The sequence below is a fragment of the Geodermatophilaceae bacterium NBWT11 genome (assembly GCA_014218215.1).
Taxonomy (GTDB): Bacteria; Actinomycetota; Actinomycetes; order Mycobacteriales; family Geodermatophilaceae; genus Klenkia.
Map to the genome: position 1 here is coordinate 575,172 of CP043652.1, position 24,093 is coordinate 599,264.

Genomic DNA, 24,093 nt, shown 5'->3' on the forward strand with positions numbered 1-24,093 from the left:
CGGACGAGCCGGGGCGGTGCGGGTGGTGCGGGTGGACAGGTCAGGCGCGGCGGACGGCGCGGCCGACGTGCAGGAACCGGGCCCGGCCCTCGCCGTCGTCACCGAGGAAGACGTGCGGGATGTGCAGCCCCATCTGGCTCTGCAGCGGGATGAGCGAGTCGGGGCCGTAGGCGACCAGCTCGGTGCGCTCGGGAGCCTCCGACATCTCGGCCACCGCGCCCTTGGGCACCATCGACAGCCAGATCCGTCCGTCGTCGTCGGCGTCCACGACGAGGTCGGCGACCAGGCTCGCGTAGGTGCCGGTGAACCGGGCGGCGACGACCCGGGGCGGGTCGGCCGGCGGGGTGGGCAGCAACCGGGGCTCGACCCCGGCGAGCTCGGTCAGCACGTGCCCGACGACGTCGGCGTAGAGCCCGTAGGGGTTGCCGCCGTTGGTGAGCAGGCTGACGGCGAGGTCGTGCTCGGGGACCAGGCGCAGGAAGGAGGCCTGGCCGATGGTGTTGCCGTCGTGCCCGTGCACCGGGGTGCTCGAGTCGAACAGCTCCCAGCCCAGCCCCCACGCGTCGCCCAGCACCCGCAGCTCGGGCAGCCGCACCTGCGACTCGCACATCGCTTGCACCGAGGCCTCCGACAGCAGGCGGGTGCCGTCGGGGGCCAACCCCCCGGACAGGTGGAGCCGGGCGAAGCCGAGCAGGTCCCGGGCGCTCATCGCCAGCTGCGAGCCGGCCGGGGCGTTGGAGCGGACCATGGCCCAGATCGGGGCGGGCACCTGCGCCTGGCCGGGGGCGGGGGTCAGGTGTCCGATGGCGACCCGGTGCAGGATCGCCTCGTACGGGCTCGGCGAGGCGGTGGCCAGCCCCAGCGGTGCGATGAGGTGGTCGCGCAGGCAGTCGTCGAAGGGCTTGCCGCGCAGCAGCTCGACCAGTCGTCCGAGCACGCAGTAGCCGGCGTTGTTGTAGGAGAACAGCTCCCCCGGCGCGAAGAGCTGGACGACGTCACCGAGCTCGGTCAGGAACCGCTCCAGGGCGTCGTCGCCGCGGCCGGTGTCGGTGAACACGTCGCCCTCGAACCCGGCGGTGTGGCACAGCAGCTGCCGCACGGTGACGGCCTCGGCGGCGGACTCGTCGCCCAGCCGGAGCTCGGGCACGTACCGGCGCACCGGTGCGTCGAGCTCGACCAGGCCCTCGTCGACCAGCTGCAGCACCAGGGTCGCCGTCCAGACCTTGGTGATCGAGCCGATCTGGAAGACCGTGTCCGGGGTGGCCGGGACCCCCGTAGCCAGGCTGAGCACGCCGGCCGCGGCCTCGACCACCTCGCCGCCGACCGAGACCGCGACGGCGGCCGCCGGCACGTCGTGCTCGGCGAGCAGGGCCGGCAGCCGCTCGGACAGCCAGGCGCCGACCTGGTCCAGCGTGCGGGTGCCCGTCTCGGTGCTGGTCGTCATGGCGGTGGACGCTAGGGGCGCCACGAGCGGCGTCGTTGGTCCCGCCGCCCAAGCCCGGCTGCTCCTGTTCGTCGGGTCGGACGAACCGGTCTCGGCCCGGCCCGGGCAGGCTCCCGGCATGTCCCGCCCGCTGGAGGTCGCCGACCTCGCCGACCTGGAGCTGCCCGGGGACCCGGCGATCGCCCCGGACGGCCGCACCGTCGTCTACGTCCTGCGCACCACCGACACCGTGGCCGACGCCGACCGCCGGTCGCTGTGGGTGGTGCGTGCCGACGGTGACGGCTGGGCCGCGCCGGCCCGGCTGACCTCCGGCCCCGCCGACACCGCACCGGCCTTCTCCCCCGACGGGAACAGCCTGGCGTTCCTGCGCGGTGGGGACGACCCGGCCCAGCTGCACGTGCTGCCGATGGCCGGCGGCGAGGCGGAGTGCGTCACCGGTCTGCCGCTGGGCGCCGGGCGCCCGGTGTGGAGCCCGGACGGCAGCCGCATCGCCTTCACCGCCCCGGTGCGCTCCGGCCCGGAGCCCGAGGGCCCCGCCGCCGAGCACGCCCCGCTGGTGACCGGGCGGCTGGACCACAAGGCCGACGGGTCGGGCCGGCTGGGCACCGTGCGCGCACACCTGCACGTGCTGGACCGGGACAGCGGCGAGGTGGCGCAGCTGACGACGGGCGACTGGCACGCCGGCCCACCGGCCTGGTCCCCGGACGGCACCCGACTGGCCTTCGCCGCCGCGACCGACGCCGACGCCGACCGCACCGGCCGCTCCGCGGTCCACCTGGTGCCCGTCGACGGCGGCGCACCCCACCGGGTCGGTCCGACCGACGGCGTCGCCGGGCCGGTGCTCTGGGTCGACGCCGGGACGCTGCTGGTCGCCGGCCAGCAGGCGGTCGAGGTGGGCCACACCCAGCTGCTCCGCGTGCCGCTGGACGGTGGCCCCGTCGAGGACCTGGCCGCCGCCCTGGACCGCAACGTCATGCCCGGCGGGCCCGGCTACCCCGGCGGGCTGCCACAGCTGACCCCGGACGGGACGACGGTCGTGTTCTGCATCCGGGACCGCGGCTGCTCGCACGTGCACACCACCGCCGTCGACGGCACCGGTACGCCGCGGCCGCTGGTCACCGGTGACGACGTCGTGGCCTCCGGGCTCGCGGTCGCGTCCGGGGCCGCGGTGGCCGCCGTGGTGCTGGCCGACCCGGACACGTTCGGCGAGGTCGCCGTCGTCCCGCTGGCCGGCGGGCCCGTCACCCGGCTGACCCGGCACACCGCGCAGAGCCTCCCCGACGTCGTGCTGCTGCGCCCGGAGCCGCGCACCTCCACCGTGCACGACGGGACCCAGGTGCACGGCTGGTTGCTGCGCGACCCGGCGGCCGTCGGGCCCGGCCCGCTGCTGGTCGACGTGCACGGTGGGCCGCACAACGCCTGGTCACCGGCTGCCGACGCCGTCCACCCGTACCACCAGGTGCTCGCCTCGCGCGGCTGGTCGGTCCTGCTGCTCAACATCCGGGGCAGTGACGGCTACGGCCAGGCCGCCTACCGGTCCGCGGTCGGCCGCTGGGGGCTGGCCGACGAGCGCGACGTGCTCGACCCCCTGGACGAGCTCGTCGCCGAGGGGGTCGCCGACCCAGACCGGCTGGCGCTCACCGGCTACTCCTACGGCGGGTACCTCACCTGCTGGCTCACCGGACGCACCGACCGGTTCGCGGCGGCCGTCGCCGGCGGGGTGGTGGCCGACCTGCGCAGCCAGTGGGGCACCTCCGACGTCGGGACGCTGCTGGGCGGTCTGGAGTGGCCGGACCCGGTCACCGAGCCCGCCGCCCTGGCCGAGATCGACCCGTGGACCCGGGTCGGCGAGGTCACCACACCGACCCTCGTGCTGCACGGCGCCGACGACCAGCGCTGCCCGGTCGGCCAGGCCGAGCAGTGGTTCACCGCGCTGCGCAGCCGCGGCGTCCCCACCGAACTGGTGCTCTACCCGGGTGCCTCGCACCTGTTCGTCCTCGACGGCCGCCCCTCCCACCGGGCGGACTACAGCCACCGCATCCTCGACTGGACGGAGCGACACGTGACGACCACCCCTGCACGAACACAGGCACAGGAACGACCGCAGCTGGACACCGCACACTGGCAGCAGCGTCTCGACGAGCTCGCCGCGGGCCACCAGGTGCCCGGAGCCACCCTCGCCGTCCTCCGGCTGGGTGTCGACGGCGCCGACGACGAGCTGGCCGAGGCGGCCACCGGGGTGCTCAACACCGCCACCGGCGTGGAGGTCACCACCGACTCGGTGTTCCAGATCGGGTCGATCAGCAAGGTCTGGACGGCGACCCTGGTCATGCAGCTGGTCGAGGAGGGCCGACTCGACCTGGACGCGCCGCTGGTCGAGGTGCTGCCCGACCTCGCCCTCGGTGACCCCGACGTCGCGGAGCGGGTGACCATGCGCCACCTGCTCACCCACACCAGCGGCATCGACGGCGACGTCTTCACCGACACCGGCCGTGGGGACGACGTCCTCGAGAGGTACGTGGCCGCCCTGGCCGACGTCGCGCAGAACCACCCGCTGGGCGCGACCTTCTCCTACTGCAACTCCGGGTACAGCCTGGCCGGCCGCGTCGTCGAGGTGCTGACCGGGAAGACCTGGGACACCGTGCTGCGCGAGCGGGTCGTCGAACCCCTCGGGCTCACCCGCACGTCCACGCTGCCCGAGGAGGCGATCCTGCACCGAGCCGCCGTCGGCCACGTCTCGGAGGGCCCGGACCAGCCGTTCACCCCCGTCAGCACGTTCCTGCTCCCCCGGTCCGCCGGCCCGGCCGGGCTGATCAACGCCTCGGCCCGCGACGTGACCGCCTTCGCCCGCGCGCACCTGCAGGACGGCGGACCGCTCGTCTCCGCCGCGACCGCCGCCGACATGCAGGCCGCGCACGCCGAGCTGCCCGACACCCACACCCTGGGCGACTCCTGGGGCCTGGGCTGGATCCGCTTCGACTGGCACGGCGAGCGGCTCTACGGCCACGACGGGAGCACGTTCGGGCAGAACGCCTACCTGCGGGTGCTGCCCGGCGCCGGGCTGGTGGTGGCGCTGCTGACGAACGGCGGGCACAGCACCGACCTGTTCCGCGCGCTGGTGGGGGAGGTCGTGAGCGAGCTCGCCGGGGTGACGATGGCCGACCAGCTGGTGCCCCCGGCCCCGGCTCCTGACCTCGAGCTCGGCCGCTACGTCGGCACCTACGAGCGCAGCTCGATGCGCACCGAGGTGACCGAGCGCGACGGGTCCCTGGTGCTGCGGATGGTGCCCACCGGCCCGCTGGCCGACGCCCCCGGGCACGCCCCCGAGGAGATGACGCTGCACCCGGTCGCCGACGGGTTGTTCTGCGCCCAGCCGCCGGGTCAGGAGAGCTGGATGGCCGTCACGTTCTACGCGCTGCCCGACGGGGCCGAGTACGTGCACTACGGGGTGCGCGCCAACCCGCGGGTGGGCTGATGCCCGAGCACGTGCACGACCTCGTGCTCACCGGCGCCCGGGTGATCGACCCGGAGACCGGGCTGGACGCCGTCCGGGCCGTCGGCGTCACCGGCGGCACCATCACCGCCGTCGCCGAGGTCGCACCCCCGGCCCGGACCACGTGGGACGTCACCGGACTGGTGCTCGCCCCCGGCTTCGTGGACCTGCACAGCCACGCCCAGACGGTGCCCGGGCTGCGCCTGCAGGCCATGGACGGGGTCACCACGGCCCTGGAGCTGGAGGCCGGCGCCCTCCCGGTGGCCGCCGCCTGCGCCCGGGCGGAGGCCGAGGGGCGGCCGGTGAACGTCGGGTTCTCCGCGGCGTGGACCGACGCCCGGATGCACGTGCTGGACGGCGTGCCGCTGCCCGGCGACGGGGACCTGAGCCTGGACCTCTTCGGCACCCACCAGGACGGCCCCCGCTGGCGTGGCCCGGCCGGCGACGCCGAGGTGGACGCGATCCTGGGCCACCTCGACCGGGCGGTCGACGAGGGTGCGCTGGGCATCGGCTGCCTGGTCGGCTACGCCCCCGACAGCGGCCGGGCCGAGTACTTCCGGCTGGCCGGGCTCGCCGCCCGCCGGGGGGTGCCCACGTTCACCCACACCCGCTTCATCTCCACCGAGGAGCCGGGCACCTCGCTGGAGGGCGCGCTGGAGGTGATCGCCGCCGCCGCGGGGACCGGGGCGCACATGCACGTCTGCCACGTGAACTCCACGTCGAACCGGATGATCGACGAGGTGGCCGCCGCGGTGCAGACCGCCCGCGGCGAGGGGGTGCGGGTCAGCACCGAGGCCTACCCGTACGGCGCCGGGTCGACGGTCGTGGGGGCGTCCTTCCTGGCTCCCGGGGCGCTGCACCGGATGGGCCTGACGCCGTCCTCGCTGACCTGGCTGGGCACCGGCCGGCGGATCGCGGACGCCGCCGAGCTGACCCACCTGCGGACCGTCGACCCCGGCGGACTGGTGGTGGTGCACACCCTGGACGAGGACGACCCGGCCGACCTCGCGGTGCTGGAGCGCTCGTTCCTGCTGCCCGACACCGTCGTCGCCACCGACGCGATGCCCCTGGTGGGACCGGGCGGGGCCGCCGTCCCGGACGTCTGGCCACCGCCGGCCGACGCCTTCACCCACCCCCGGTCGGCCGGGTCCTACGGCCGGACCCTGCGCTGGCTGGTGCGCGAGCGGGGGCTGCTGACGCTCACCGAGGCCCTGCGGCGGTCGTCGCTGCTGCCGGCCCAGCTGCTCGAGGCGGCCGCCCCGGCGATGCGCCGCAAGGGCCGGGTGCAGGTCGGAGCGGACGCCGACCTGGTGGTGTTCGACCCGGACACCGTGACCGACCGGGCGACCTACACCGCCACGGCCCCCACGAGCGGGTTCCGGCACGTGCTGGTGGCCGGCACCGCGGTGGTGCGGGACGGCGAGATCGTGCCCGGCGCGCTGCCCGGCCGGGTGATCCGCTCCGGCGACGCCTGACTACAGCCGGCGCACCATCGCGGTGCGCCGGCCGTAGCGGTCCAGCCCCAGCTCGACCTCGTGGGCACGCAGGGCAGCCAGACCCGGGGTCAGGTCGGCCAGTTCCACGAAACCGTGCCGGGCGTAGAACGGCCCGTTCCACGCGACGTCGCCGTAGGTGCACAGCGTCACCCGGTCGGCGCCGTGCTCCCGTGCCTGGTCGACCGCCCCGGCCAGCAGCGCCGCCCCGATCCCCTGCCGCCCGTGCGCCGGGTCGACCGAGAGCTGCTCCAGGTGCACCGCACCGTCCACCAGCTCCAGGACGGCGAAGCCCCGTGGTGGGCTCCCCTCCACCAGGACCCGCCACGCGCCCGCCCGCTGTCCCGGGGTGGCCGGGGGCGGGAAGTCGGTCATCCCGAGCGGCACGAAGAGCTGGTCGGCCGCGGACTCCACGGCCGCGAGCAGGGGCAGGTCAGCGGGCTCGGCGAGGCGGACCACGTCAGAACTCCGTGACCTCGTAGGTGTGCCCGGCGGCCCGCAGCCGGTCCACGAGCACGGTGCCCAGCGCGGTCGCCGGGGTCAGCGACCCGGCCCGGTCGGGCAGGTCGTCCAGGGCGAGGGCCAACGCGGTCTGCCCGAGCATGACCGCGGTGGCGGCGTACCCGGGGTCGCCCGGACCGGCGGCGGTGGACCGGAAGCGTCGGCCCGACGTCGTCGTCCCGGTGGTGACCATGCGGAAGAACCCGTTCTCCCGGGTGTCCTCGTCGGGGCCGGTGCCCGGGGCCGGCAGCACCCGGTCGAGCAGCGCCGCGGTGGGCTTCAGGGACATCGCCGACACCGCCGCCAGCAGGCCGCCGGTGACCGCGGCCGCGGTGACCGCGCCGGTGACGCCCTTCCCGGCCGCCATGACCTCGCCGTAGGCGAACTCCCGGCCGTACGCCCAGTCCTGCAGGGCGTTGCTGCGCCGGACGACGCGGGTGTTGAACGGGGCCATCACGAACGGTGCGGTCCACCGGCCCGAGGCGTCCCGGGAGGGCTTGGAGCCGTCGCGCGGCTGGCGGGTCCCGGGCTCGGCGGCGCGGTCCGGGCTCAGCGCGTAGGGGTCGGCGACGACGGCCCGCAGGCTCGGGTCGGCCTGCAGCGCGGCCACCTGGGTGCGCAGCGAGTCCACGGTCCCGCCGCTGACCCCGCCCTTGGCGGTGGCCACGGTCTGCACGTCGGTGAGCGTCCCGGCGCCCGCCTCGCGCGCGGTGCGGGCGAGCTCGGCGACGGCGAGGTCGCTGGGGATCGAGTCGTAGCCGCAGGCGTGCACGATCCTCGCCCCGCTCTCCCGGGCCAGTGCATCGGCGGCCCGGACGGCGTCCCGGACGAAGAGCACCTCGCCGGTGAGGTCGGCGTAGTGCGTGCCGGCCCGGGCGCACGCCTCGACCAGTGGCAGGCCGTGCTTGGCGTACGGCCCGACGGTGGTGACCAACGCGGTGGTGCTGCGGGCCAGGTCGGCCAGCGCGACCGGGTCGGTGGCGTCGGCGACCAGCACCGGCCAGCTGCGGCCACCGGGCGGCAGCGCGGCGCGGACGGCCTCGACCCGGGCGCGGGTGCGCCCGGCCAGCGCGATCCGCGTCCCGGCGGGTGCGTGCACGGCCAGGTGCTCGGCGACCAGGCGGCCGACGAAGCCGCTCGCGCCGTAGAGGACGACGTCGTGTGCGCGCTCGGTGCTCATGGGTCCATCCTCCCGTGGGGGCGTCCCGTCCGCGCCCACCCACCACCTCGGGAGGAACCGCCATGACCGACCCGATCCGCGTCCCGGTGACCCTCGACCACCACGACCACGTCCGCGGCCCGTTCTTCCACGGCACGGCGGCCGTGGTCGCGGTCGGTGACGAGCTGGTGGCCGGCCGGACGTCGAACTTCCACACCGACCGGGTGATGCGCCACGTCTACTTCACCGCCGCGGTGGAGACGGCCGTGTGGGGCGCGGAACTGGCCACGGCGCTGACCGAGACCCCGGGACACGGCCGGGTCTACGAGGTCGAGCCGACCGGCCCGTTCGAGGACGACCCGAACGTCACCGACAAGCGGTTCCCCGGCAACCCCACGCTGTCCTACCGGACCCGTCACCCGTTGCGCGTCGTCGGGGAGCTCGAGGACTGGACGCCCCACCCACCCGAGGTGCTCGCCGGCATGCTCGCCTCCCTGGCCCGGCTGCGCGAGCAGGGCCTCGACGTCATCGAGGACTGAGCTCACGCCCGGCGCTGCTGCACCAGCGGGCAGGTGAACGGGTCCCGCTCCCCCAGCCCGACCCGGTTTAGGTACCGGACGACGATGCCGTAGGAGCCGACCAGGCTGGTCTGCGTGTAGCGGACGCCGTGCTCGTCGCAGAAGCGCCGCACGATCGGCTGGGCCTGCCGGAGCGCAGGCCGCGGCATGCTCGGGAAGAGGTGGTGCTCGATCTGGTAGTTCAGCCCGCCCATCGCGACGTCGGTGACCCGGCCGCCGTCGATGTTGCGGCTCATCAGCACCTGACGGGACAGGAAGTCGATCCGGGTCCCGGCGGGCACGATCGGCATGCCTTTGTGGTTGGGCGCGAACGCCCCGCCCATGAGCAGCCCGAACAGCCCCAGCTGGACGGCGACGAACGCGGCCGCCTTGCCGGGCGGGAGCACGACGGCGACAGCGACCAGGAAGCCCACCAGCCGGGCGACGATGATCCCCAGCTCGAGCCGGCGGTGCGGCACGTCCCGCCGGGTGAGCAGGTCGCGCACCCCGGCGACGTGCAGCTGGACGCCCTCGAGCAGCAGGAGCGAGAAGAACGCCCAGCCCTGCCGGTCGAGGAACCAGCGGGCGGCCGGGTGCGTGCGGTTCGGGGCATCGGCGGGGTCGAAGACCAGGACGCCGGTGGCGATGTCGGGGTCCCGGTCGACCTGGTTGGGCCCGCTGTGGTGCCGGTTGTGCTTGCTGGTCCACCACCCCATCGACAACCCCGCGCAGGCCCCGGCCACGACCCGCGCCGCCCAGGCGTTGGCCGTCCCGGACGCGAAGACCTGGCGGTGCGCCGCGTCGTGGCCCAGGAACCCGACGTGGGCGCTGGTCACGGCCAGCACCGCGGCGACGGCGAGGGTCCACCAGGAGTCCCGGAGCACGACGAAGGCCACCCAGGCACCGACGGTCACGGCGAGGACGACGGCGGTCGTCGTGACGTACCAGCCGACCCGGCGGCGCATCAGCCCGGCGGCCTGCACCTCCTCGGCGAGCTGGGCGTAGAGGGTCGGCGGCCGGGCGCCCGCCCGCGCCCGGGTGGGGGCGGGGACGGGCGCGGCGTTCTCGAGGGCCGTCACGGGAGCCGGGCGCTCAGCTCGCGACGCGGCGGACGGCGGACCGGGCGCTGGTGACGCCCTGCCCGAGAAGCCCGGAGAACAGGGCGGGCGCGGTGCGCTGCTGCTCGCCCTGCTGGGCGGCGAGCACGATGAGCACGCTGGTCAGGGCGGGGTTGACCCACTGCAGGGGCTTCAGGGCGGCCTGGCCCTCGGCGACGTCGGCCGGGGTGTCCGCGCGGGGCTCGGTGGCGCCGGCGGCCGGGGCCGGGGAGCCCTTCGCCGTCTTGGCGCCGGCGAGCCCGCTGGCCAGCGTGGTGCCCATGGCGGCGGCGGTCAGCACCGTCTTGACCAGGGTGTTCGCCCCGGCGCCGTCCTGGGCCGACACCCGGCCGCGGTCGGCGCGGGCCATCCCGATCGAGCCGACGAGGTGGGCCCCGATGGCCACGGCCTGGACCGGTGCCCACGCCGCCCAGCCGATCGAGCTGAGTCGGGTGCGCTCGGTCGGGTCCTTCGCGGCCGCCGCGGCGCCGTTGACGCCGACGGCGCCCATGAGGCTGCCGCCGAACCAGGCGGCGAGGCCGATGTCGTGCATGGAACGGAGGACGGTGTGCCGGTCTGCGGACATGGTGGCTCCAAGGGCGGGAGGCCGGCGACGTGCCGGGAGGGAGCCCGTGGAGGGGGTGAGCGCACAACCGCAGACCACGGGCGGAGAGTCCGCCGGGTCCTGGACGGGGTGGTGCGTACGTGCGCCCTCGACCTACCCGCCGTCCCCGAGCTGAACCACCCGGTACCGCGTGCCGGTACGACGGAGGGGGCGGGGTCCGTGTGGACCCCGCCCCCTCGTCACTGTCCCGGCCCTCGTCGGGCCGCGGTCAGGTCAGCTGCAGCCGCTGGTGGAGCCGCAGCCCTCGCAGACGTAGCAGCTGCCGGCCGGGCGCATCTTCGTGCCGCAGGTCATGCACAGCGGCGCGTCGGTGGCGGTCCCGGTGACCAGCTCGAGCAGCTCGGCCGAGGAGTGGGCCTCCTTGATCGAGGTCGGGCCGGCCGGGGTCACCTTCTCGACCTGCTTGACCTCGGTCGGGGCGGAGCCGCGCAGCGCCTCCAGGTCGACCTCGTCGTCCACGGTGTCGGTGGACGCCGAGCCGTAGCCCGACACCTGCGCGGCGCGCTCCTCGGCGGTGAAGATGCCCAGGTTGGCGCGCTTCTCCACCGACAGGTGGTCCAGGGCCAGCCGACGGAAGATGTAGTCCATCACCGACTGGGCGATGCGGATGTCCGGGTCGTCGGTCATGCCGGCGGGCTCGAAGCGCATGTTGGTGAACTTGGAGATGTAGGTCTCCAGCGGCACACCGTGCTGCAGCGCCAGCGAGATGCCGATCGAGAAGGCGTCCATGACACCGGCCAGGGTCGAGCCCTGCTTGCCGAGCTTGAGGAAGACCTCGCCCAGGCTGCCGTCCTCGTACATGCCGGCGGTCATGTAGCCCTCGGCCCCGGCGACGGAGAAGGACGTGGTGACGCTGGTCCGCTTCTTGGGCAGGCGCTTGCGCACCGGGTGGGCCATGGTGCCGACGACCGGGGCGGCGGTCTCGGTGACCTCGGCCTTGGCGCCGTCGTTCTTGCCCTTGCCACCGGACAGCGGCTGGCCGACCTTGCAGTTGTCCCGGTAGATCGCCAGCGCCTTGATGCCGAGCTTCCAGCCCTGGAAGTAGATGTTCTCGACGTCCTCGATGGTCGCCGTCTCGGGCATGTTGACCGTCTTGGAGATGGCACCGGAGATGAACGGCTGGACCGCGGCCATCATCCGGACGTGGCCCATCGGGGAGATGGACCGCTCGCCCATCGCGCAGTCGAAGACCTCGTAGTGCTCGGGACGCAGGGTGGGGGCGTCGACGACGTGCCCGTGCTCGGCGATGTACTCGACGATCGCCTCGACCTGCTCGTCCTGGTAGCCCAGGCTCTTCAGCGCCCGCGGCACCGTCTGGTTGACGATCTGCATGGACCCGCCGCCGACCAGCTTCTTGAACTTGACCAGCGCGAAGTCCGGCTCGATGCCGGTCGTGTCGCAGTCCATCATGAAGCCGATCGTGCCGGTGGGGGCCAGCACGGAGGCCTGGGCGTTGCGCCAGCCGTTCTCGGCGCCGATGGCCAGGCCCTCCTGCCACTGCGCGGTGGCGGCCTTGAGCACGTCGGCGTCGTCGGCACCCACGGGGCGGATCGCGTCGTTGGCGGCGGCGTGCTTGCGCATGACCCGGGCGTGCGCCGAGGCGTTGCGGGCGTAGCCGTCGTAGGCACCCACGACACCGGCCAGCTCGGCCGAGCGGCGGTAGGCCGCACCGGTCATCAGCGAGGTGATCGCCGCGGCCAGGCTCTGGCCGCCGCGGGAGTCGTAGGCGTGCCCGGTGGCCATGAGCAGCGCGCCGAGGTTGGCGTAGCCGATGCCCAGCTGGCGGTAGGCCCGGGTGGTGTCACCGATGGGCGCCGTCGGGAAGTCGGCGAAGCAGATCGAGATGTCCATCGCGGTGATGATCAGCTCGACCGAGCGGGTGAACCGCTCGGAGTCGAACGTGCCGTCGGGGCGCAGGAACTTCATGAGGTTCAGCGACGCCAGGTTGCACGAGCTGTTGTCTAGGCTCATGTACTCCGAGCACGGGTTGGACGCGTTGATCCGCCCGGTCTCGGGGTTGGTGTGCCAGTCGTTGATCGTGTCGTCGTACTGGATGCCCGGGTCGGCGCACTCCCACGCGGCGGTGGTGACCTTGCGGAAGAGCTCCTTGGCGTCCACGGTCTCGATGACCGAGCCGTCGGTGCGCGAGCGCAGCCCGAAGGGCGTGCCGTCCTCGACGGCCCGCATGAACTCCTCGTTCACCCGGACCGAGTTGTTGGCGTTCTGGTACTGGACGCTGGTGATGTCCCGGCCGCCCAGGTCCATGTCGTAGCCGGCGTCCCGCAGCGCGCGGATCTTGTCCTCCTCGCGCGCCTTGGTCTCGACGAACTCCTCGATGTCGGGGTGGTCGATGTCCAGCACGACCATCTTCGCGGCGCGACGGGTGGCGCCACCGCTCTTGATGGTGCCGGCCGAGGCGTCGGCCCCGCGCATGAAGGAGACCGGACCGGAGGCGGTGCCACCGGAGGACAGCAGCTCCTTGGAGGAGCGGATGCGGGAGAGGTTCAGCCCGGCACCGGAGCCGCCCTTGAAGATCAGGCCCTCCTCGCGGTACCAGTTGAGGATCGAGTCCATCGTGTCGTCGACGGCGAGGATGAAGCAGGCACTGACCTGCTGCGGGCTCGAGGTGCCGACGTTGAACCAGACGGGTGAGTTGAAGCTGAAGACCTGGTGCAGCAGCATCCAGGTGAGCTCGTGCTCGAACAGCTCGACGTCGGTCTCGGAGGAGAAGTAGCCGTGCTCGCGGCCGGCCTCGGTGTAGGTGAGGACGACGCGGTCGATGAGCTGACGCAGGCTGGTCTCGCGCACCGGGGTGCCCACGGCGCCGCGGAAGTACTTGGTGGTGACGATGTTCGTGGCGTTGATCGACCAGTCGGAGGGGAACTCGACCCCGCGCTGCTCGAAGTTGATCGAGCCGTCGCGCCAGTTGGTCATCACGACGTCGCGGCGCTCCCAGGTCACCTCGTCGTAGGGGTGCACCCCGGCGGTGGTGAACACGCGGGCGACCTTGAGGCCCTTGCGGTCGGTGGACTTCGCGGTCCTCTTGCGGCCGGACGAGATGCGGTCGGTGGTCTCGGTCAAGACGTGCTCCCCTGGCGTGGCTGTGGTGTGGCTGTGGTGAGGCGGTGGTGGTGGCTCTGGTGGCGCTCGGGTGTGGCTGGTGCGGTGGTGCGTCGGTCCCGTTCTAGCCGGGGGGTCCGACAGTCCGGGCGGCGTCGCCCGGGGCGGGGTCGTCGTCGGCAGCGGGACCGGAGCCGAGTCCGATCCGCTTCAACTCGCTGATCTCCTTCTCGAAGTCGGCGACCGACGTGAAGGAGCGGTAGACGCTGGCGAACCGGAGGTAGGCGACCTCGTCGAGGTAGCGGAGCGGGGCCAGGATGGCCAGCCCCACCTCGTTGCTGGGCACCTCGGCCGACCCGGTGGCGCGCACGGCGTCCTCCACCTTCGCGGCGAGGACCGCGAGCTGCCCCTCGTCGACCGGTCGCCCCTGGCACGCCCGGCGGACACCGGCGATTACCTTGCTGCGGTCGAAGGGCTCGCTGACCCCGCTGCGCTTGATGACCGCGAGCACCGGCTCCTCGACGGTCGTGAAGCGCCGGCCGCAGACCGGGCAGGACCGACGGCGGCGCGTCGTCGCACCCTCGTCGGCCTCCCGGGAGTCGACGACCCGGCTGTCGGGGCTGTGGCAGAACGGGCAGCGCACCAGGGGTCTCCTCTCGGGTGTCGTGGACTCCCACGACGGCCGCCCTGTGCACGCTCCCGGGGACATCCGGTGGATGTCGGGGGGAGAACCTGTGGACGGGCCTGTGGATGGAAGAACATCTGTGTAACTACTAGATGTTGTGGTGAGAGTAGCCCCGCACCCCTACAGATACGCAACCCCTCCCGGGCGTGTCCTCTTCCCCGACTCCGTCGCGCCTTCGGCGGCACCCCGGGACGCCGGTCCTGCCCCACGCGCACCAGGCCGTGCACAGCTCCTGCCAGCACCGATGCCGCCCGGTCGGCACAACCGACCGACACAGGCCTACTGCCGCGCACCCCACCCGGACGCGACGGAGCCGGCCCACCCGGGACGGTCGTCCACCGGGGGCCGGCTCGATCCCGGGAGTCGCGAGGGTCCCGGAGTGGCGTCAGGGCTCAGGGGACCTGCAGCACCTGGCCGGGCACGAGGGTCACGCCGTCCAGGTCGTTCATCGACCGCAGTGCGTCGACGACCCCACGAGGGTCGGCGTCGGGGGCGATGGTGCCGGCGATGGACCACAGGGTGTCGCCCGGGGCGACCACGACACTGCTCTCCCCCGCCAGGGCCAGCCCACCACCGGCGGGCTGCCCGCCGAACACCACGGGGCCGGCGAGGGCCGCCAGGCCCAGCCCCCCGGCCACGACCAGCCCCAGCACGGCCCGACGACCACGCCGGGTCAACCGCAGCGGGGCCGGCCGATCAGCCACCGGGGGTCGACCGGCGACGGCGGGGCGACGCAACGGCACCACGTCGGCCCACTGCTCCGGCACCGGCTCCCGCACCGTCACGGTCGGGTCCTGGACCAGGCGGAGCACGGGCCCGACGGGCTCGACGACGCGGCGCGCGGCGACGCCGGCCTGCAGGGCGCGACCGGCCGGGTGGTTGCCGCGGACGGTCGGGGTGGTGCTCGAGGTGTTCGCCGTGGTGGCCATCGTGGTCGCTCCTGTCGCTCGCTCCGACGCCCGGGAAGGGATCGAACGGTTGTTCGATCGAACGTCTGTGCGGATGTCTACCCGAGGGGTCCGACAAAATCGAGGCGACACGGCGTGTCGTTCGAACACCTGTTTGAACGGAGCGGTTCGAGGCGTTACCGTCCGTGTTGATCACGACGGTCACCGTCGGCTGCGCGCCCTCCCCCGGGGGACGCCCGTCCGGCGGGCGTCCGACCGTCGGCACCGGACGAGCTGCGGGCACGCAGTCGGAGGAGGACACGTGGCGGTCGAGGGCGACACACCGGACGGCACGGGCGCCGTGAAGGCCCCCGCGGCGCGGAAGAAGACGTCCACCCGACGGGCCGCGGCGACCGCGGGGGCCGAGGCCACCCCCGGGGACGCCACCGTGCGCGAGTTCCCGGAGCGGGGCGAGGCCGGCGACGGTCTCACCCAGCGCCAGCGTCGGGTCCTGGAGGTCATCCGCGACTCGATCGACCGGCGCGGCTACCCGCCGAGCGTGCGGGAGATCGGCGAGGCCGTCGGGCTGTCCTCGGCCTCCTCGGTCGCCCACCAGCTCTCCGTGCTGCAGAAGAAGGGGTGGCTGCGCCGCGACCCCAACCGGCCCCGGGCCCTGGACGTCCGACTGCCCGGCGACCACCCGATGGCCGACGCGAGCGGTTCGGCGCTGGCCGGGTCCGGTGCCGCCAGCGGCGTCGACGACCCGCAGGCGCCGGTCCCCACCTACGTCCCCGTCGTCGGTCGGATCGCCGCCGGTGGACCGGTCCTCGCCGAGCAGGCCGTCGAGGACGTCTTCCCGCTCCCCCGCGAGCTGGTCGGCGAGGGCACGCTGTTCATGCTCAAGGTGACCGGTGAGTCGATGGTCGACGCGGCGATCTGCGACGGCGACTGGGTCGTCGTCCGGCAGCAGGCGAGCGCGGAGAACGGCGAGATCGTCGCGGCGATGATCGACGGTGAGGCCACCGTGAAGACCTACAAGCGGCGCGACGGGCACGTGTGGCTGCTGCCGCACAACCCGGCCTTCGAGCCCATCCCGGGTGACGACGCGACCGTGCTGGGCCGCGTGGTCACGGTCCTGCGCCGGCTCTGAGTCGACGGCCGGGTCCCGCCGCGGCGGGACCCGGCCCCGGGGAGGTCAGTGCCGGCGGCGGAGCTTGCCGGACGCCCAGACCAGCACGCCGGCAGCCAGCGCGGCGATCACCCCGGCCGTCCACGGCGAGAGACCACCGGAGGCCGGGCCCGGCTCGACAGCGGTCGCGGCGTCGGCCGGGCCGACGGCCGCAGCCGGGGACAGCGCGCCGGTCGAGGGCAGCACGGTGACGGCCGCGGGCAGACCCTCGCCCGAGACCACCAGGCTGCGGGCATCGGCAGCGAAGGCGACCGCCTCGCCCTGGGGCGACTCGGGCAGGGCGACCCGGGCCGGGGCACCGGCCAGCGCGCCGGGGACGTCGGAGCCGACGAGCGGCCAGACGTAGGCGTCGGTGTAGGTGCGCAGCGCGATCAGCGCGCCGTCCTGGCTCACCGCGCCGCCGGTCACCAGCAGCTGCCCGGCCCGGCCCACCGGGCCACCGGGGGTGCCCGTCAGGGACAGCGCCAGCTCGGCGACCCGCTCCATGGGCACGGTCGCGGCGGGGTCGAGGGCGGCGGTCGGTCGGTAGACGCCGCTGACCCCCAGCACCTCCTTGGTGACCAGGTAGGGCGTGCCGTCGGGGGCCAGCAGCAGGGCCTCGGCGTCGTGGGGACCGTCGGGGTAGGTCAGTCGGTGCACCTGCGCGGTGCCGTCCGGGCGCAGCGCGATCAGCGCGACGGTCTCGCGGGACAGCCGGTTGTCCCCGGTGTCGGCGAACCAGACGGTGCCGTCGGGCGCCAGCGCCATGTCCTCGGGGTCGTAGGGGTCCACCGCGGCGGTCCGCTCACCGACCACGGCGCAGGAGGCGTCCAGCAGGTGGACCGTCACGGCGTCCCCGCCGTCGTTCATCACCAGCGTGGTGTCCCCGGACACCGCCATCCCGGAGATCTCCGGGAGTCGGGCGTCGGTCACCGAGCAGCCGGTGGCGGGCTCGCCGAAGGGGGCGAGGACCTCCTCGGCTGCGGCGGTGACGACGGCGGCCGACCCGGTCTGGGCCGCGGACAGGAAGGAGCCCGGCAGGAACGGCCCGGCGACGACGCCGATCCCCAGGACGGTCGCCACGAGGGCCCGCGGGCATCGCCCGACGGGCTCAGGCAGTCGACCGACCGGCTCTGGCACGCACGAAGCGTGACATCACGACTGCGTCGAGTGCGTGCACCACGCCCAGCAGGACGAGTCCCACAGCAGCGCCGACGACTGCGTCGGTGACCCAGTGGAAGTCCAGGGCCACCATGGCCACTCCCGTCACGAGCGGGCCGAACACGCTGAGCACCCACAGGGCGCGCTGCACCTGCGCCGGCAGCCCGAACTCCACGGCCTGCCACCGGGCCACGCCCCACATCAGCACCGCGTTGGCGACGTGCCCGGAGGGGTAGGAGGCGCCGTCCCGGTGGAAGAACGAGCCCGGGTAGGCCGGCGCCGTCCGGCCGGTGCCGTACTTGAAGGCGTAGACGACCGCGGTCAGCAGCGCCAACGCGACAAGCACCCGCAGCACCGGGACGACGGTGCGCCGGCGCCAGGAGATCCAGCCGACGAGCGCGACCAGGACCACCAGGATGGTGAAGCGCCCACCGGCCTGGGTGAAGACCCAGACACCCCAGTACACGTCGGAGTTCCGGAGGTCCCAGGAGCTGACGACCTCGGAGACCGTGAGGTCCATCCGCTCCAGCACGCCGCGGGACAGCAGGTCCGCGGTCACGACGGCGGTCACCAGCGCGGCGACGACGACGGCCCACCAGGCGGGGCGCCCGGTCCCGATGACCCCCGGGCGACGAGCCGCCGGGGGCGCGACGCTGGGGAGGCTCACGGGGTCAACGTACCGCCGCGTCGTGACCTGACCGTGACCGGCGCGGTGCACGGACCGGGCACCGGGCCCGGTCCGTGCACCCTCACGCCACCGGTGCGGTGAACTCCTCGAGCGCCGCGGCCAGCGCGCCGTCGACCCGGGCGTGCAGCCGGGTCCCGTCGGCGGAGAAGTCCTCGCTGAGGACCTCCCCGTCCTGGTGCACCCGGGAGACCAGGTCGCCCCGGTCGAAGGGCACCAGCACGTCGACGTCGACGTCGGGGTGCGGCAACCGGGCGGCGATGACGTCGCGGAGACCGGCCATCCCCTGCCCTGTCGCTGCGGAGACCCACTGGGCGCCGGGGAGCGCCTGGCGCAGGGCCAGCACGTCCTCGTCGTCCATCGCGTCGATCTTGTTGACGACGATCAGCTCCGGCACCGAGGCCGCGTCGATCTCGGCGAGCACCACGTGCACCGCGTCGATCTGGCCCAGCGGGTCGGGGTCGGAGCCGTCGACGACGTGCACCAGCAGGTCGGCGGCGGCCACCTCCTCCAGCGTGGAGCGGAAGGCGTCGATGAGCTGGTGCGGCAGGTGCCGGACGAAACCCACGGTGTCGGTGAGCGTGTAGTCCCGGCCGTCGGGCATCTCGGCCCGGCGCACGGTCGGGTCCAGGGTGGCGAACAGCGCGTCCTGGACCAGGACGCCGGCATCGGTGAGCTGGTTGAGCAGGCTGGACTTGCCGGCGTTGGTGTACCCGGCGATCGCGACCGAGGGGGTCTGGTTGCGGTCCCGGCCCGAGCGCTGGGTCGCGCGGGCGGTCGCCATGCCGGCGATCTCCTTGCGCAGCTTGCTCACCCGGGCCCGGATCCGGCGACGGTCCGTCTCGATCTTGGTCTCACCCGGACCACGGGTGCCGATGCCGCCACCGCCGGCGACCCGGCCACCGGCCTGCCGGGACAGCGACTCACCCCAGCCGCGCAGTCGCGGCAGCATGTACTGCATCTGGGCGAGCTCGACCTGGGCCTTGCCCTCCCGGCTGGTGGCGTGCTGGGCGAAGATGTCCAGGATCAGCGCGGTCCGGTCGACCACCTTCACCTTGAGGATCTTCTCCAGCTGGTTCAGCTGGCCGGGGGTGAGCTCGCCGTCGCAGATGACGGTGTCGGCGCCGGTGGCCGCGACGATCTCCCGGATCTCGGCGGCCTTGCCCGACCCGACGTACGTACCGGCGTCGGGCTTGTCCCGCCGCTGGCTCACGGCCTCGAGCACCTCGGAACCGGCGGTCTGGGCCAGCGCGGCCAGCTCGACGAGGGAGCGGTCGGCGTCCTTCGCCGTGCCCTCGGTCCAGACGCCCACCAGGACGACGCGCTCCAGTCGCAGCTGGCGGTACTCGACCTCGGTGACGTCGGTGAGCTCGGTGGACAGCCCCGCGACGCGGCGGAGCGCCCCGCGCTCCTCCTTGACGTAGGAGCCGGTGGTCTCGTCCGGTTCGTCCCACTGCCCGCGCGGGGCCGGACGGCTGTCCCCCGCGGTCTCGGTCGGGAGCGGCGTCACGGCGGCCTTGTCGGCGCGTGCGACGGCGTCCTCGAGGACGGCCCGGTTCTGTGCTGTGGTCATCGTCTCCCAGCGTGTCACGCCTCGGCGGTCCGAGGCACCTGACTTCCACAGCGCACAACACCGCGCCGGGCGGGAGTCATCCCTCGGGGTGCACCCCGAGGTAGACCGACCACCGGTCGCCGTCCTCGTCGGGGGTCCGCCGGGCCCACCGGTCGAGCAGGCCGTACAGCTCGTCGAAGAACTCCTCACGGTGCTCGGGGGTCAACCGCAGACCGAGCCGGGTGCTGCGGAGCTCGCGCTCCCCCACGGCCGCCACCTCGCCCAGGAAGGCGCCGAGCACCGGGTCCTGGTCGGCGACCGGCGACCCGGAGAAGTCCAGCTGCCAGGACCGCCCGGTGGCCCGGTAGGGCACCTCGCGGGCGCCCCGGGCACCGCGCCGGGGCTCCTCGGCGACCAGGAAGCCGGTGTCGACCAGGGTGCGCACGTGGTGCAGCACCGAGGCGGGGTTCCGCTCGAGCCGGGCGGCGATCTCCCGGTTGGTCAGCGGCCGGTCCAGGCACAGCCGCAGGATCCGCAGCCGCACCGCCGAGGCCAGCGCCCGGGCCTCGGCGTCGGTGGCCGGACGACGCTCCCCCCACTCCCTGGACTCCATGCGGGGAGCCTAGCGACGCGCCGGGAAAGTGATTGACTCTTCCCAATCACTGGGTGCAGGCTGCCGCCCGTGACCCGCAGCCTCTGGCACCACCGCGACTTCCGGCAGCTCTGGATCGCCGAGACGGCCAGCCACGTCGGCACCCAGGTCGTCGGCGTCGCGCTGCCCGTCGTCGCCGTCGCCGTGCTGGACGCGACCCCGCTGGAGATGGGCGTCCTCACCGCGCTGGAGACGGCGGCCTTCCTGCTCATCGCCCTCCCGGCCGGCGCCTGGGTGGACCGGTGGCGTCGCCAGCGCGTGCTGGTGCGGGCCGACGTGGTGCGCGCCCTGGCGCTGGTGACCATCCCGGTGGCCTACCTCCTCGACGCCCTCACCCTCGGCCAGCTGTACCTGGTCGCGGCGGTGGTCGGCACCGCGACGGTCTTCTTCGACGTGGCCTACCAGAGCTACCTGCCCTCGCTGGTCGACCGCAGCCAGCTCACCGACGGCAACGGCAAGCTCGAGGTCAGCCGCGCCGTGGCCCAGGTCGCCGGGCCCGGCCTGACAGGCGTGCTGCTGCGGGTCCTGGCGGCGCCACTGCTCATCGTGGTCACCGCCGCGGGCTACCTGCTGTCGGCCTTCTTCGTCGGCCGGATCCGGCACGTCGACGTGGTGCCCGACCGCAGCACCCGCCGGCGGCTGCGGGTCGAGATCGGCGAGGGGCTGTCCTTCGTCGTCCGGCACCCGCTGCTGCGCCGGATCGTGGCCTGCACCGGCACCGGCAACCTGTTCGGCTCCATCACCGGGACGCTGCTGGCGATCTACGTCCTGCGCACCCTGGGGCTGGCCGAGTCGACCCTGGGACTGGTGCTCTCGGCCGGGGCGGCCGGTGGACTGCTGGGCGCCTTCACCGCCGCCCGCTTCGCCCGCGTGGTCGGGGAGGGCCGGACCATCCCGCTGTCCGCGGTCGGCTTCGGGCTCTTCGCCGCCCTCACCCCGCTCGCCGCCTCGGTCGAGGGTGCGGCCCGGGTGGTGCTGCTGGTCGGCGGCAGCATCGGGGTGAGCTGGGCCGTCGTGGTCTACAACGTGGTGCAGGTCAGCTTCCGGCAGCGGCTGTGCCCGCCGGCGCTGCTGGGCCGGATGAACGCCTCGGTCCGGTTCATCGTGTTCGGGACGATGCCGGTGGGCGGGCTGCTCGGCGGCGTGCTGGGGACGGCGCTCGGCGTCGTCCCGGCCCTCTGGGTGGCGGTGGCCGGCCAGCTGCTGGCCGCCCTGCCGGTGCTGCTGAGCCCGCTGCTGGGGATGCGCGACCTGCCCGACGCCCTCGACGCGACGTCGGAGGAGGCGGTCAGCCCAGCCACTCCGGGCTGAGCGTCCCGCTGCTGACCACCACGGCGGGGCCGGACAGCACGGTCGTGCGCTCGTCGACCTCGACGGTGAGGCGTCCCCCGGGGACGTCGACGACGACGGTGCCGGTGTTCCTCCCCCCGGCCTCCAGGGCCGCCCAGGCAGCGGCGCAGGCGCCGGTGCCGCAGGACCGGGTCTCCCCCACCCCGCGCTCGACCACCCGCAGCCGCACGTGGGCCGTCGTCCCGGCCGGGCCCTCCTCGGCGCCGAGCACGTTGACGAACTCCACGTTGACGCCCTCGGGGAACAGCGCCGGGTCGACCCGGGGGGTGCCCGTGAGGTCCAGGGAGTCCACGGCCACGTCGGTCAGGCAGGCCAGGTGCGGGTTGCCCATGGAGACGCCCAGACCGGGGAACGTCGCGCCGCCCAGGTGGGCCTCGCTGCGGCCGGTCGGGCGGGCCGGCCCCATGTCCACCCGGTAGCCGGTCTCCCCCAGCCCGACCCGGCGCGGCCCGCCCCGGGTGCCCACGAGCACCCCGGCGGTCGCCTCCTCCCGGGTCAGCAGTCCCTCGGCCAGCAGCACGTGCAGGTAGAGCCGGATGCCGTTGCCGCACATCTCGGCGTAGGAGCCGTCGGCGTTGCGGTGGTCCATGAACCAGGTGCAGTCCCCAGGGCGTCGCCGAGGACGCCGGGGGCATCGGGCACGAGGGCACTGGGGACGACGCGGAGCACGCCGTCGGCACCGAGGCCGCCCTGCCGGTCGCAGAGCCGCCGCACGAGCGCACCGTCGAGCCGGTCCTCGGGCCAGACCGAGCCGTCGGGGTCGGGCAGGACCACGAAGTCGTTCTCGGTGCCGTGGCCCTTCAGGACACGCGGGCCCTGTGCCGTCGTCGGGGTGCTCACGGGCCGATCGTAGAGAGGGCCCGCGCCTCCAGGTCGGGGTCGCCGGCGTCGAGCCAGGTGGTGGCGGGGTCCCGGCGGAACCAGGACCGCTGGCGGCGGACGAACCGGCGGGTGGTGCGGACGGTCTCCTCCCGCGCCGCGTCGGGCGTCAGGGCGCCGTCGAGCTGCCGGAGCACCTGCGCGTACCCCAGCGCGCGGGACGCCGTCGGGCCCTCCCGGAGGCCGTCGGCGGCCAGGGCGGTGACCTCGGCGACGAACCCGGCCGCCCACATCCGGGCCACCCGCAGCTCGACGCGCTCGTCGAGGAGGGCCGGCTCGCGGTCGAGGCCGATCGTGACCGCCGGGTAGTGCGGTCGCGGTTCCGGCATGGCGGCTGCGAACGGGCCTCCGGTGAGCTCACCGACCTCGAGCGCCCGGACGATGCGGCGGCCGTTGCCGGGCAGGATCGCCGCGGCCGCCTGCGGGTCGGTGGCCGCCAGTCGCCCGTGCAGGGCCGCCGGACCCACCGCGGCCAACTCGGCCTCCAGCCGCGCGCGCAGGACCGGGTCGGTGCCGGGGAACTCCAGCTCGTCGAGGACGGCCCGGACGTAGAGCCCCGAACCCCCGACGAGCAGCGGGACCACCCCGGCAGACCGCAGCCGGTCGATCTCGGCGCGCGCCCGGGTGCGGTACTCCGCGACGCTGGCCGGCTCCCGGACGTCCCAGAGGTCCATGAGGTGGTGCGGCACCCCCTCCCGCTCGGCGGCGGTGGGCTTGGCGGTGCCGACGTCCATCCCGCGGTACAGCTGCATCGAGTCGGCGTTGACCACCTCTCCGCCCAGCCGGTGCGCCAGGGCCACCGCGAGGGCGGTCTTCCCGGTCGCGGTCGGGCCGACGACGGCGATCACCGGCGGCCCGTCGGTGGTGCTCACCGGGTCACCCAGCCGGGGATCCGGTCGGGCACGGGTGCGACCAGCCAGTCGGCGACCAGGTGCCCGTCCTCGACGTCGACCGACCCGTGCAGGAGCCGGGCCGTGACCGGGCGGCCGGTCAGGACGCGGCCCACCGCCTGCCACGTGTCCGCGCCGGTCGCCGGCCCCCGGCCCGCCTCGCGGGCAGCCGGGGCAGCCAGCGCCGCCGGGTCGCCGGCCGCCAGTGCGCGAGCCACGGCGGCGGGCGAACCGTCGCCCATGGCCAGCACGACCACCGGGCCCGGCAGGTCCGACAGCGCCGTCGCCAGGTCGTCGGGGGCGACTCCCAGCCGGGTGCCGGCGTGCCCGGCCCGGTCCAGCAGGCCGGCGGCCACGGCGTGCCCCAGCGGCAGCGGCCGACCACCGGGGCGCACCCTCCCCGCGAAGGCCACCCGCCCCTCGCCGCCCCACGGGGTCAGGTCGGCGGAGTCCCCGGCGCCGTACCGCACCCCGGCCGGCCCGTCCCCCACCACGAGCACCACGTCCGGTCCCGCGGTGAGGACGGTGTGCAGAGCCTCCTCGCAGGCCGAGCGGAGCGTGCCGGTCGCGGGCGCCGGGGCGCCGCCGGAGGTGGGCAACAGCGACGGCGGGTGCGGGCAGAACGCGACCGCCACCAGAGGGGAGGGCGCGGGTCCGGGACTCACGGGGGGAGTGTCGCTGATCGCACGTGGGAGACTCTGAGCCGTGTCGAGCACGGAGAACACCGCAGACGTGACCCAGCAGTCCCCCGAGTC

Annotated in this window: 19 protein-coding genes and 1 pseudogene; 5 read left to right on the forward strand and 15 right to left on the reverse strand. The window is 74.5% G+C overall.

Annotated features, from left to right (window positions below):
- Nucleotides 1–40: 40 nt before the first annotated feature.
- Nucleotides 41–1,444: a beta-lactamase family protein gene (locus tag F1C76_02715; GenBank protein ID QNG35659.1), complete on the reverse strand. Its 1,404-nt coding sequence runs from the start codon at nucleotides 1,442–1,444 to the stop codon at nucleotides 41–43.
- A 118-nt stretch (nucleotides 1,445–1,562) separates the two neighbouring features.
- On the opposite strand from F1C76_02715, the gene F1C76_02720 reads away from it, so the two are divergent.
- Both F1C76_02720 and F1C76_02725 read left to right on the forward strand, forming a co-directional pair.
- Nucleotides 1,563–4,919, forward strand: coding sequence for a serine hydrolase (locus F1C76_02720; GenBank protein ID QNG35660.1), 3,357 nt, complete (start codon nucleotides 1,563–1,565; stop codon nucleotides 4,917–4,919).
- Complete coding sequence (locus F1C76_02725) at nucleotides 4,919–6,412, forward strand: amidohydrolase family protein (GenBank protein QNG35661.1); 1,494 nt, start codon at nucleotides 4,919–4,921, stop codon at nucleotides 6,410–6,412. Before F1C76_02720 ends, F1C76_02725 begins: the two co-directional genes overlap by 1 nt.
- Here the strand turns inward: F1C76_02725 and F1C76_02730 are convergent, their stop codons facing one another.
- Entirely contained in the window at nucleotides 6,413–6,805 is a 393-nt protein-coding gene (locus F1C76_02730) for a GNAT family N-acetyltransferase (protein ID QNG38960.1), read from the reverse strand.
- 85 nt (nucleotides 6,806–6,890) lie between these two features.
- Complete coding sequence (locus tag F1C76_02735) at nucleotides 6,891–8,111, reverse strand: enoyl-ACP reductase (GenBank protein ID QNG35662.1); 1,221 nt, start codon at nucleotides 8,109–8,111, stop codon at nucleotides 6,891–6,893.
- A gap of 62 nt (nucleotides 8,112–8,173) precedes the next feature.
- On the opposite strand from F1C76_02735, the gene arr reads away from it, so the two are divergent.
- Nucleotides 8,174–8,629 carry an NAD(+)--rifampin ADP-ribosyltransferase gene (arr, locus tag F1C76_02740; protein QNG35663.1) on the forward strand — a complete coding sequence of 152 codons (456 nt, stop codon included), beginning with the start codon at nucleotides 8,174–8,176 and terminating at the stop codon, nucleotides 8,627–8,629.
- Between the two features lie 2 nt (nucleotides 8,630–8,631).
- On the opposite strand, the gene F1C76_02745 is transcribed toward arr, so the two are convergent.
- The 5 genes from F1C76_02745 to F1C76_02765 all read right to left on the reverse strand — a co-directional run bounded on the left by F1C76_02745 (nucleotide 8,632) and on the right by F1C76_02765 (nucleotide 15,043).
- Nucleotides 8,632–9,612 carry an acyl-CoA desaturase gene (locus tag F1C76_02745; GenBank protein ID QNG38961.1) on the reverse strand — a complete coding sequence of 327 codons (981 nt, stop codon included), beginning with the start codon at nucleotides 9,610–9,612 and terminating at the stop codon, nucleotides 8,632–8,634.
- A 127-nt stretch (nucleotides 9,613–9,739) separates the two neighbouring features.
- Nucleotides 9,740–10,330: a hypothetical protein gene (locus F1C76_02750; protein ID QNG35664.1), complete on the reverse strand. Its 591-nt coding sequence runs from the start codon at nucleotides 10,328–10,330 to the stop codon at nucleotides 9,740–9,742.
- 252 nt (nucleotides 10,331–10,582) lie between these two features.
- The gene (locus F1C76_02755; GenBank protein ID QNG35665.1) at nucleotides 10,583–13,450 is read right to left on the reverse strand and encodes a vitamin B12-dependent ribonucleotide reductase; all 2,868 of its coding nucleotides are present in this window, start codon (nucleotides 13,448–13,450) and stop codon (nucleotides 10,583–10,585) included.
- 103 nt (nucleotides 13,451–13,553) lie between these two features.
- Nucleotides 13,554–14,072, reverse strand: a complete 519-nt coding sequence (gene nrdR, locus F1C76_02760) for a transcriptional repressor NrdR (GenBank protein QNG35666.1) — start codon at nucleotides 14,070–14,072, stop codon at nucleotides 13,554–13,556.
- A 434-nt stretch (nucleotides 14,073–14,506) separates the two neighbouring features.
- Nucleotides 14,507–15,043, reverse strand: a complete 537-nt coding sequence (locus F1C76_02765; protein QNG35667.1) for a LysM peptidoglycan-binding domain-containing protein — start codon at nucleotides 15,041–15,043, stop codon at nucleotides 14,507–14,509.
- A 319-nt stretch (nucleotides 15,044–15,362) separates the two neighbouring features.
- Here F1C76_02765 and lexA point away from each other — a divergent pair, with 319 nt between their 5' ends.
- Nucleotides 15,363–16,151 carry a transcriptional repressor LexA gene (gene lexA / locus F1C76_02770; protein QNG38962.1) on the forward strand — a complete coding sequence of 263 codons (789 nt, stop codon included), beginning with the start codon at nucleotides 15,363–15,365 and terminating at the stop codon, nucleotides 16,149–16,151.
- Between the two features lie 45 nt (nucleotides 16,152–16,196).
- Here the strand turns inward: lexA and F1C76_02775 are convergent, their stop codons facing one another.
- The 4 genes from F1C76_02775 to F1C76_02790 all read right to left on the reverse strand — a co-directional run bounded on the left by F1C76_02775 (nucleotide 16,197) and on the right by F1C76_02790 (nucleotide 20,180).
- Nucleotides 16,197–17,195, reverse strand: a complete 999-nt coding sequence (locus tag F1C76_02775; GenBank protein ID QNG38963.1) for a hypothetical protein — start codon at nucleotides 17,193–17,195, stop codon at nucleotides 16,197–16,199.
- Nucleotides 17,196–17,280: 85 nt separating this feature from the next.
- Nucleotides 17,281–17,997, reverse strand: a complete 717-nt coding sequence (locus F1C76_02780) for a phosphatase PAP2 family protein (GenBank protein QNG35668.1) — start codon at nucleotides 17,995–17,997, stop codon at nucleotides 17,281–17,283.
- An 82-nt stretch (nucleotides 17,998–18,079) separates the two neighbouring features.
- Nucleotides 18,080–19,588, reverse strand: coding sequence for a GTPase HflX (hflX, locus tag F1C76_02785; protein QNG35669.1), 1,509 nt, complete (start codon nucleotides 19,586–19,588; stop codon nucleotides 18,080–18,082).
- Nucleotides 19,589–19,664: 76 nt separating this feature from the next.
- Nucleotides 19,665–20,180: a winged helix-turn-helix transcriptional regulator gene (locus F1C76_02790; protein ID QNG35670.1), complete on the reverse strand. Its 516-nt coding sequence runs from the start codon at nucleotides 20,178–20,180 to the stop codon at nucleotides 19,665–19,667.
- A 69-nt stretch (nucleotides 20,181–20,249) separates the two neighbouring features.
- Between F1C76_02790 and F1C76_02795 the strand changes: the two genes are divergently transcribed.
- Complete coding sequence (locus tag F1C76_02795) at nucleotides 20,250–21,530, forward strand: MFS transporter (protein QNG35671.1); 1,281 nt, start codon at nucleotides 20,250–20,252, stop codon at nucleotides 21,528–21,530.
- On the opposite strand, the pseudogene F1C76_02800 reads toward F1C76_02795, so the two are convergent.
- The 3 genes and pseudogenes from F1C76_02800 to F1C76_02810 form a co-directional block, all read right to left on the reverse strand.
- A pseudogene (locus F1C76_02800) lies at nucleotides 21,508–22,409 on the reverse strand (diaminopimelate epimerase). The gene F1C76_02795 and the pseudogene F1C76_02800 sit on opposite strands and share 23 nt — an antisense overlap.
- Complete coding sequence (miaA, locus tag F1C76_02805) at nucleotides 22,406–23,368, reverse strand: tRNA (adenosine(37)-N6)-dimethylallyltransferase MiaA (GenBank protein QNG38964.1); 963 nt, start codon at nucleotides 23,366–23,368, stop codon at nucleotides 22,406–22,408. The pseudogene F1C76_02800 and the gene miaA overlap by 4 nt, the downstream one beginning before the upstream one ends.
- Complete coding sequence (locus F1C76_02810; GenBank protein QNG35672.1) at nucleotides 23,317–24,003, reverse strand: hypothetical protein; 687 nt, start codon at nucleotides 24,001–24,003, stop codon at nucleotides 23,317–23,319. Before F1C76_02810 ends, miaA begins: the two co-directional genes overlap by 52 nt.
- Nucleotides 24,004–24,093: the final 90 nt, after the last annotated feature.

Coding starts and splice junctions, on each gene's coding strand:
- F1C76_02750 (QNG35664.1), bottom strand. CDS start 10,330: ATGTCCGCAGACCGGCACACCGTCCTCCGTTCCATGCACGACATCGGC.
- F1C76_02725 (QNG35661.1), top strand. CDS start 4,919: ATGCCCGAGCACGTGCACGACCTCGTGCTCACCGGCGCCCGGGTGATC.
- F1C76_02720 (QNG35660.1), top strand. CDS start 1,563: ATGTCCCGCCCGCTGGAGGTCGCCGACCTCGCCGACCTGGAGCTGCCC.
- F1C76_02715 (QNG35659.1), bottom strand. CDS start 1,444: ATGACGACCAGCACCGAGACGGGCACCCGCACGCTGGACCAGGTCGGC.
- F1C76_02735 (QNG35662.1), bottom strand. CDS start 8,111: ATGAGCACCGAGCGCGCACACGACGTCGTCCTCTACGGCGCGAGCGGC.
- F1C76_02730 (QNG38960.1), bottom strand. CDS start 6,805: ATGACCGACTTCCCGCCCCCGGCCACCCCGGGACAGCGGGCGGGCGCG.
- F1C76_02790 (QNG35670.1), bottom strand. CDS start 20,180: ATGGAGTCCAGGGAGTGGGGGGAGCGTCGTCCGGCCACCGACGCCGAG.
- arr (QNG35663.1), top strand. CDS start 8,174: ATGACCGACCCGATCCGCGTCCCGGTGACCCTCGACCACCACGACCAC.
- F1C76_02745 (QNG38961.1), bottom strand. CDS start 9,612: ATGCGCCGCCGGGTCGGCTGGTACGTCACGACGACCGCCGTCGTCCTC.
- F1C76_02765 (QNG35667.1), bottom strand. CDS start 15,043: ATGGCCACCACGGCGAACACCTCGAGCACCACCCCGACCGTCCGCGGC.
- hflX (QNG35669.1), bottom strand. CDS start 19,588: ATGACCACAGCACAGAACCGGGCCGTCCTCGAGGACGCCGTCGCACGC.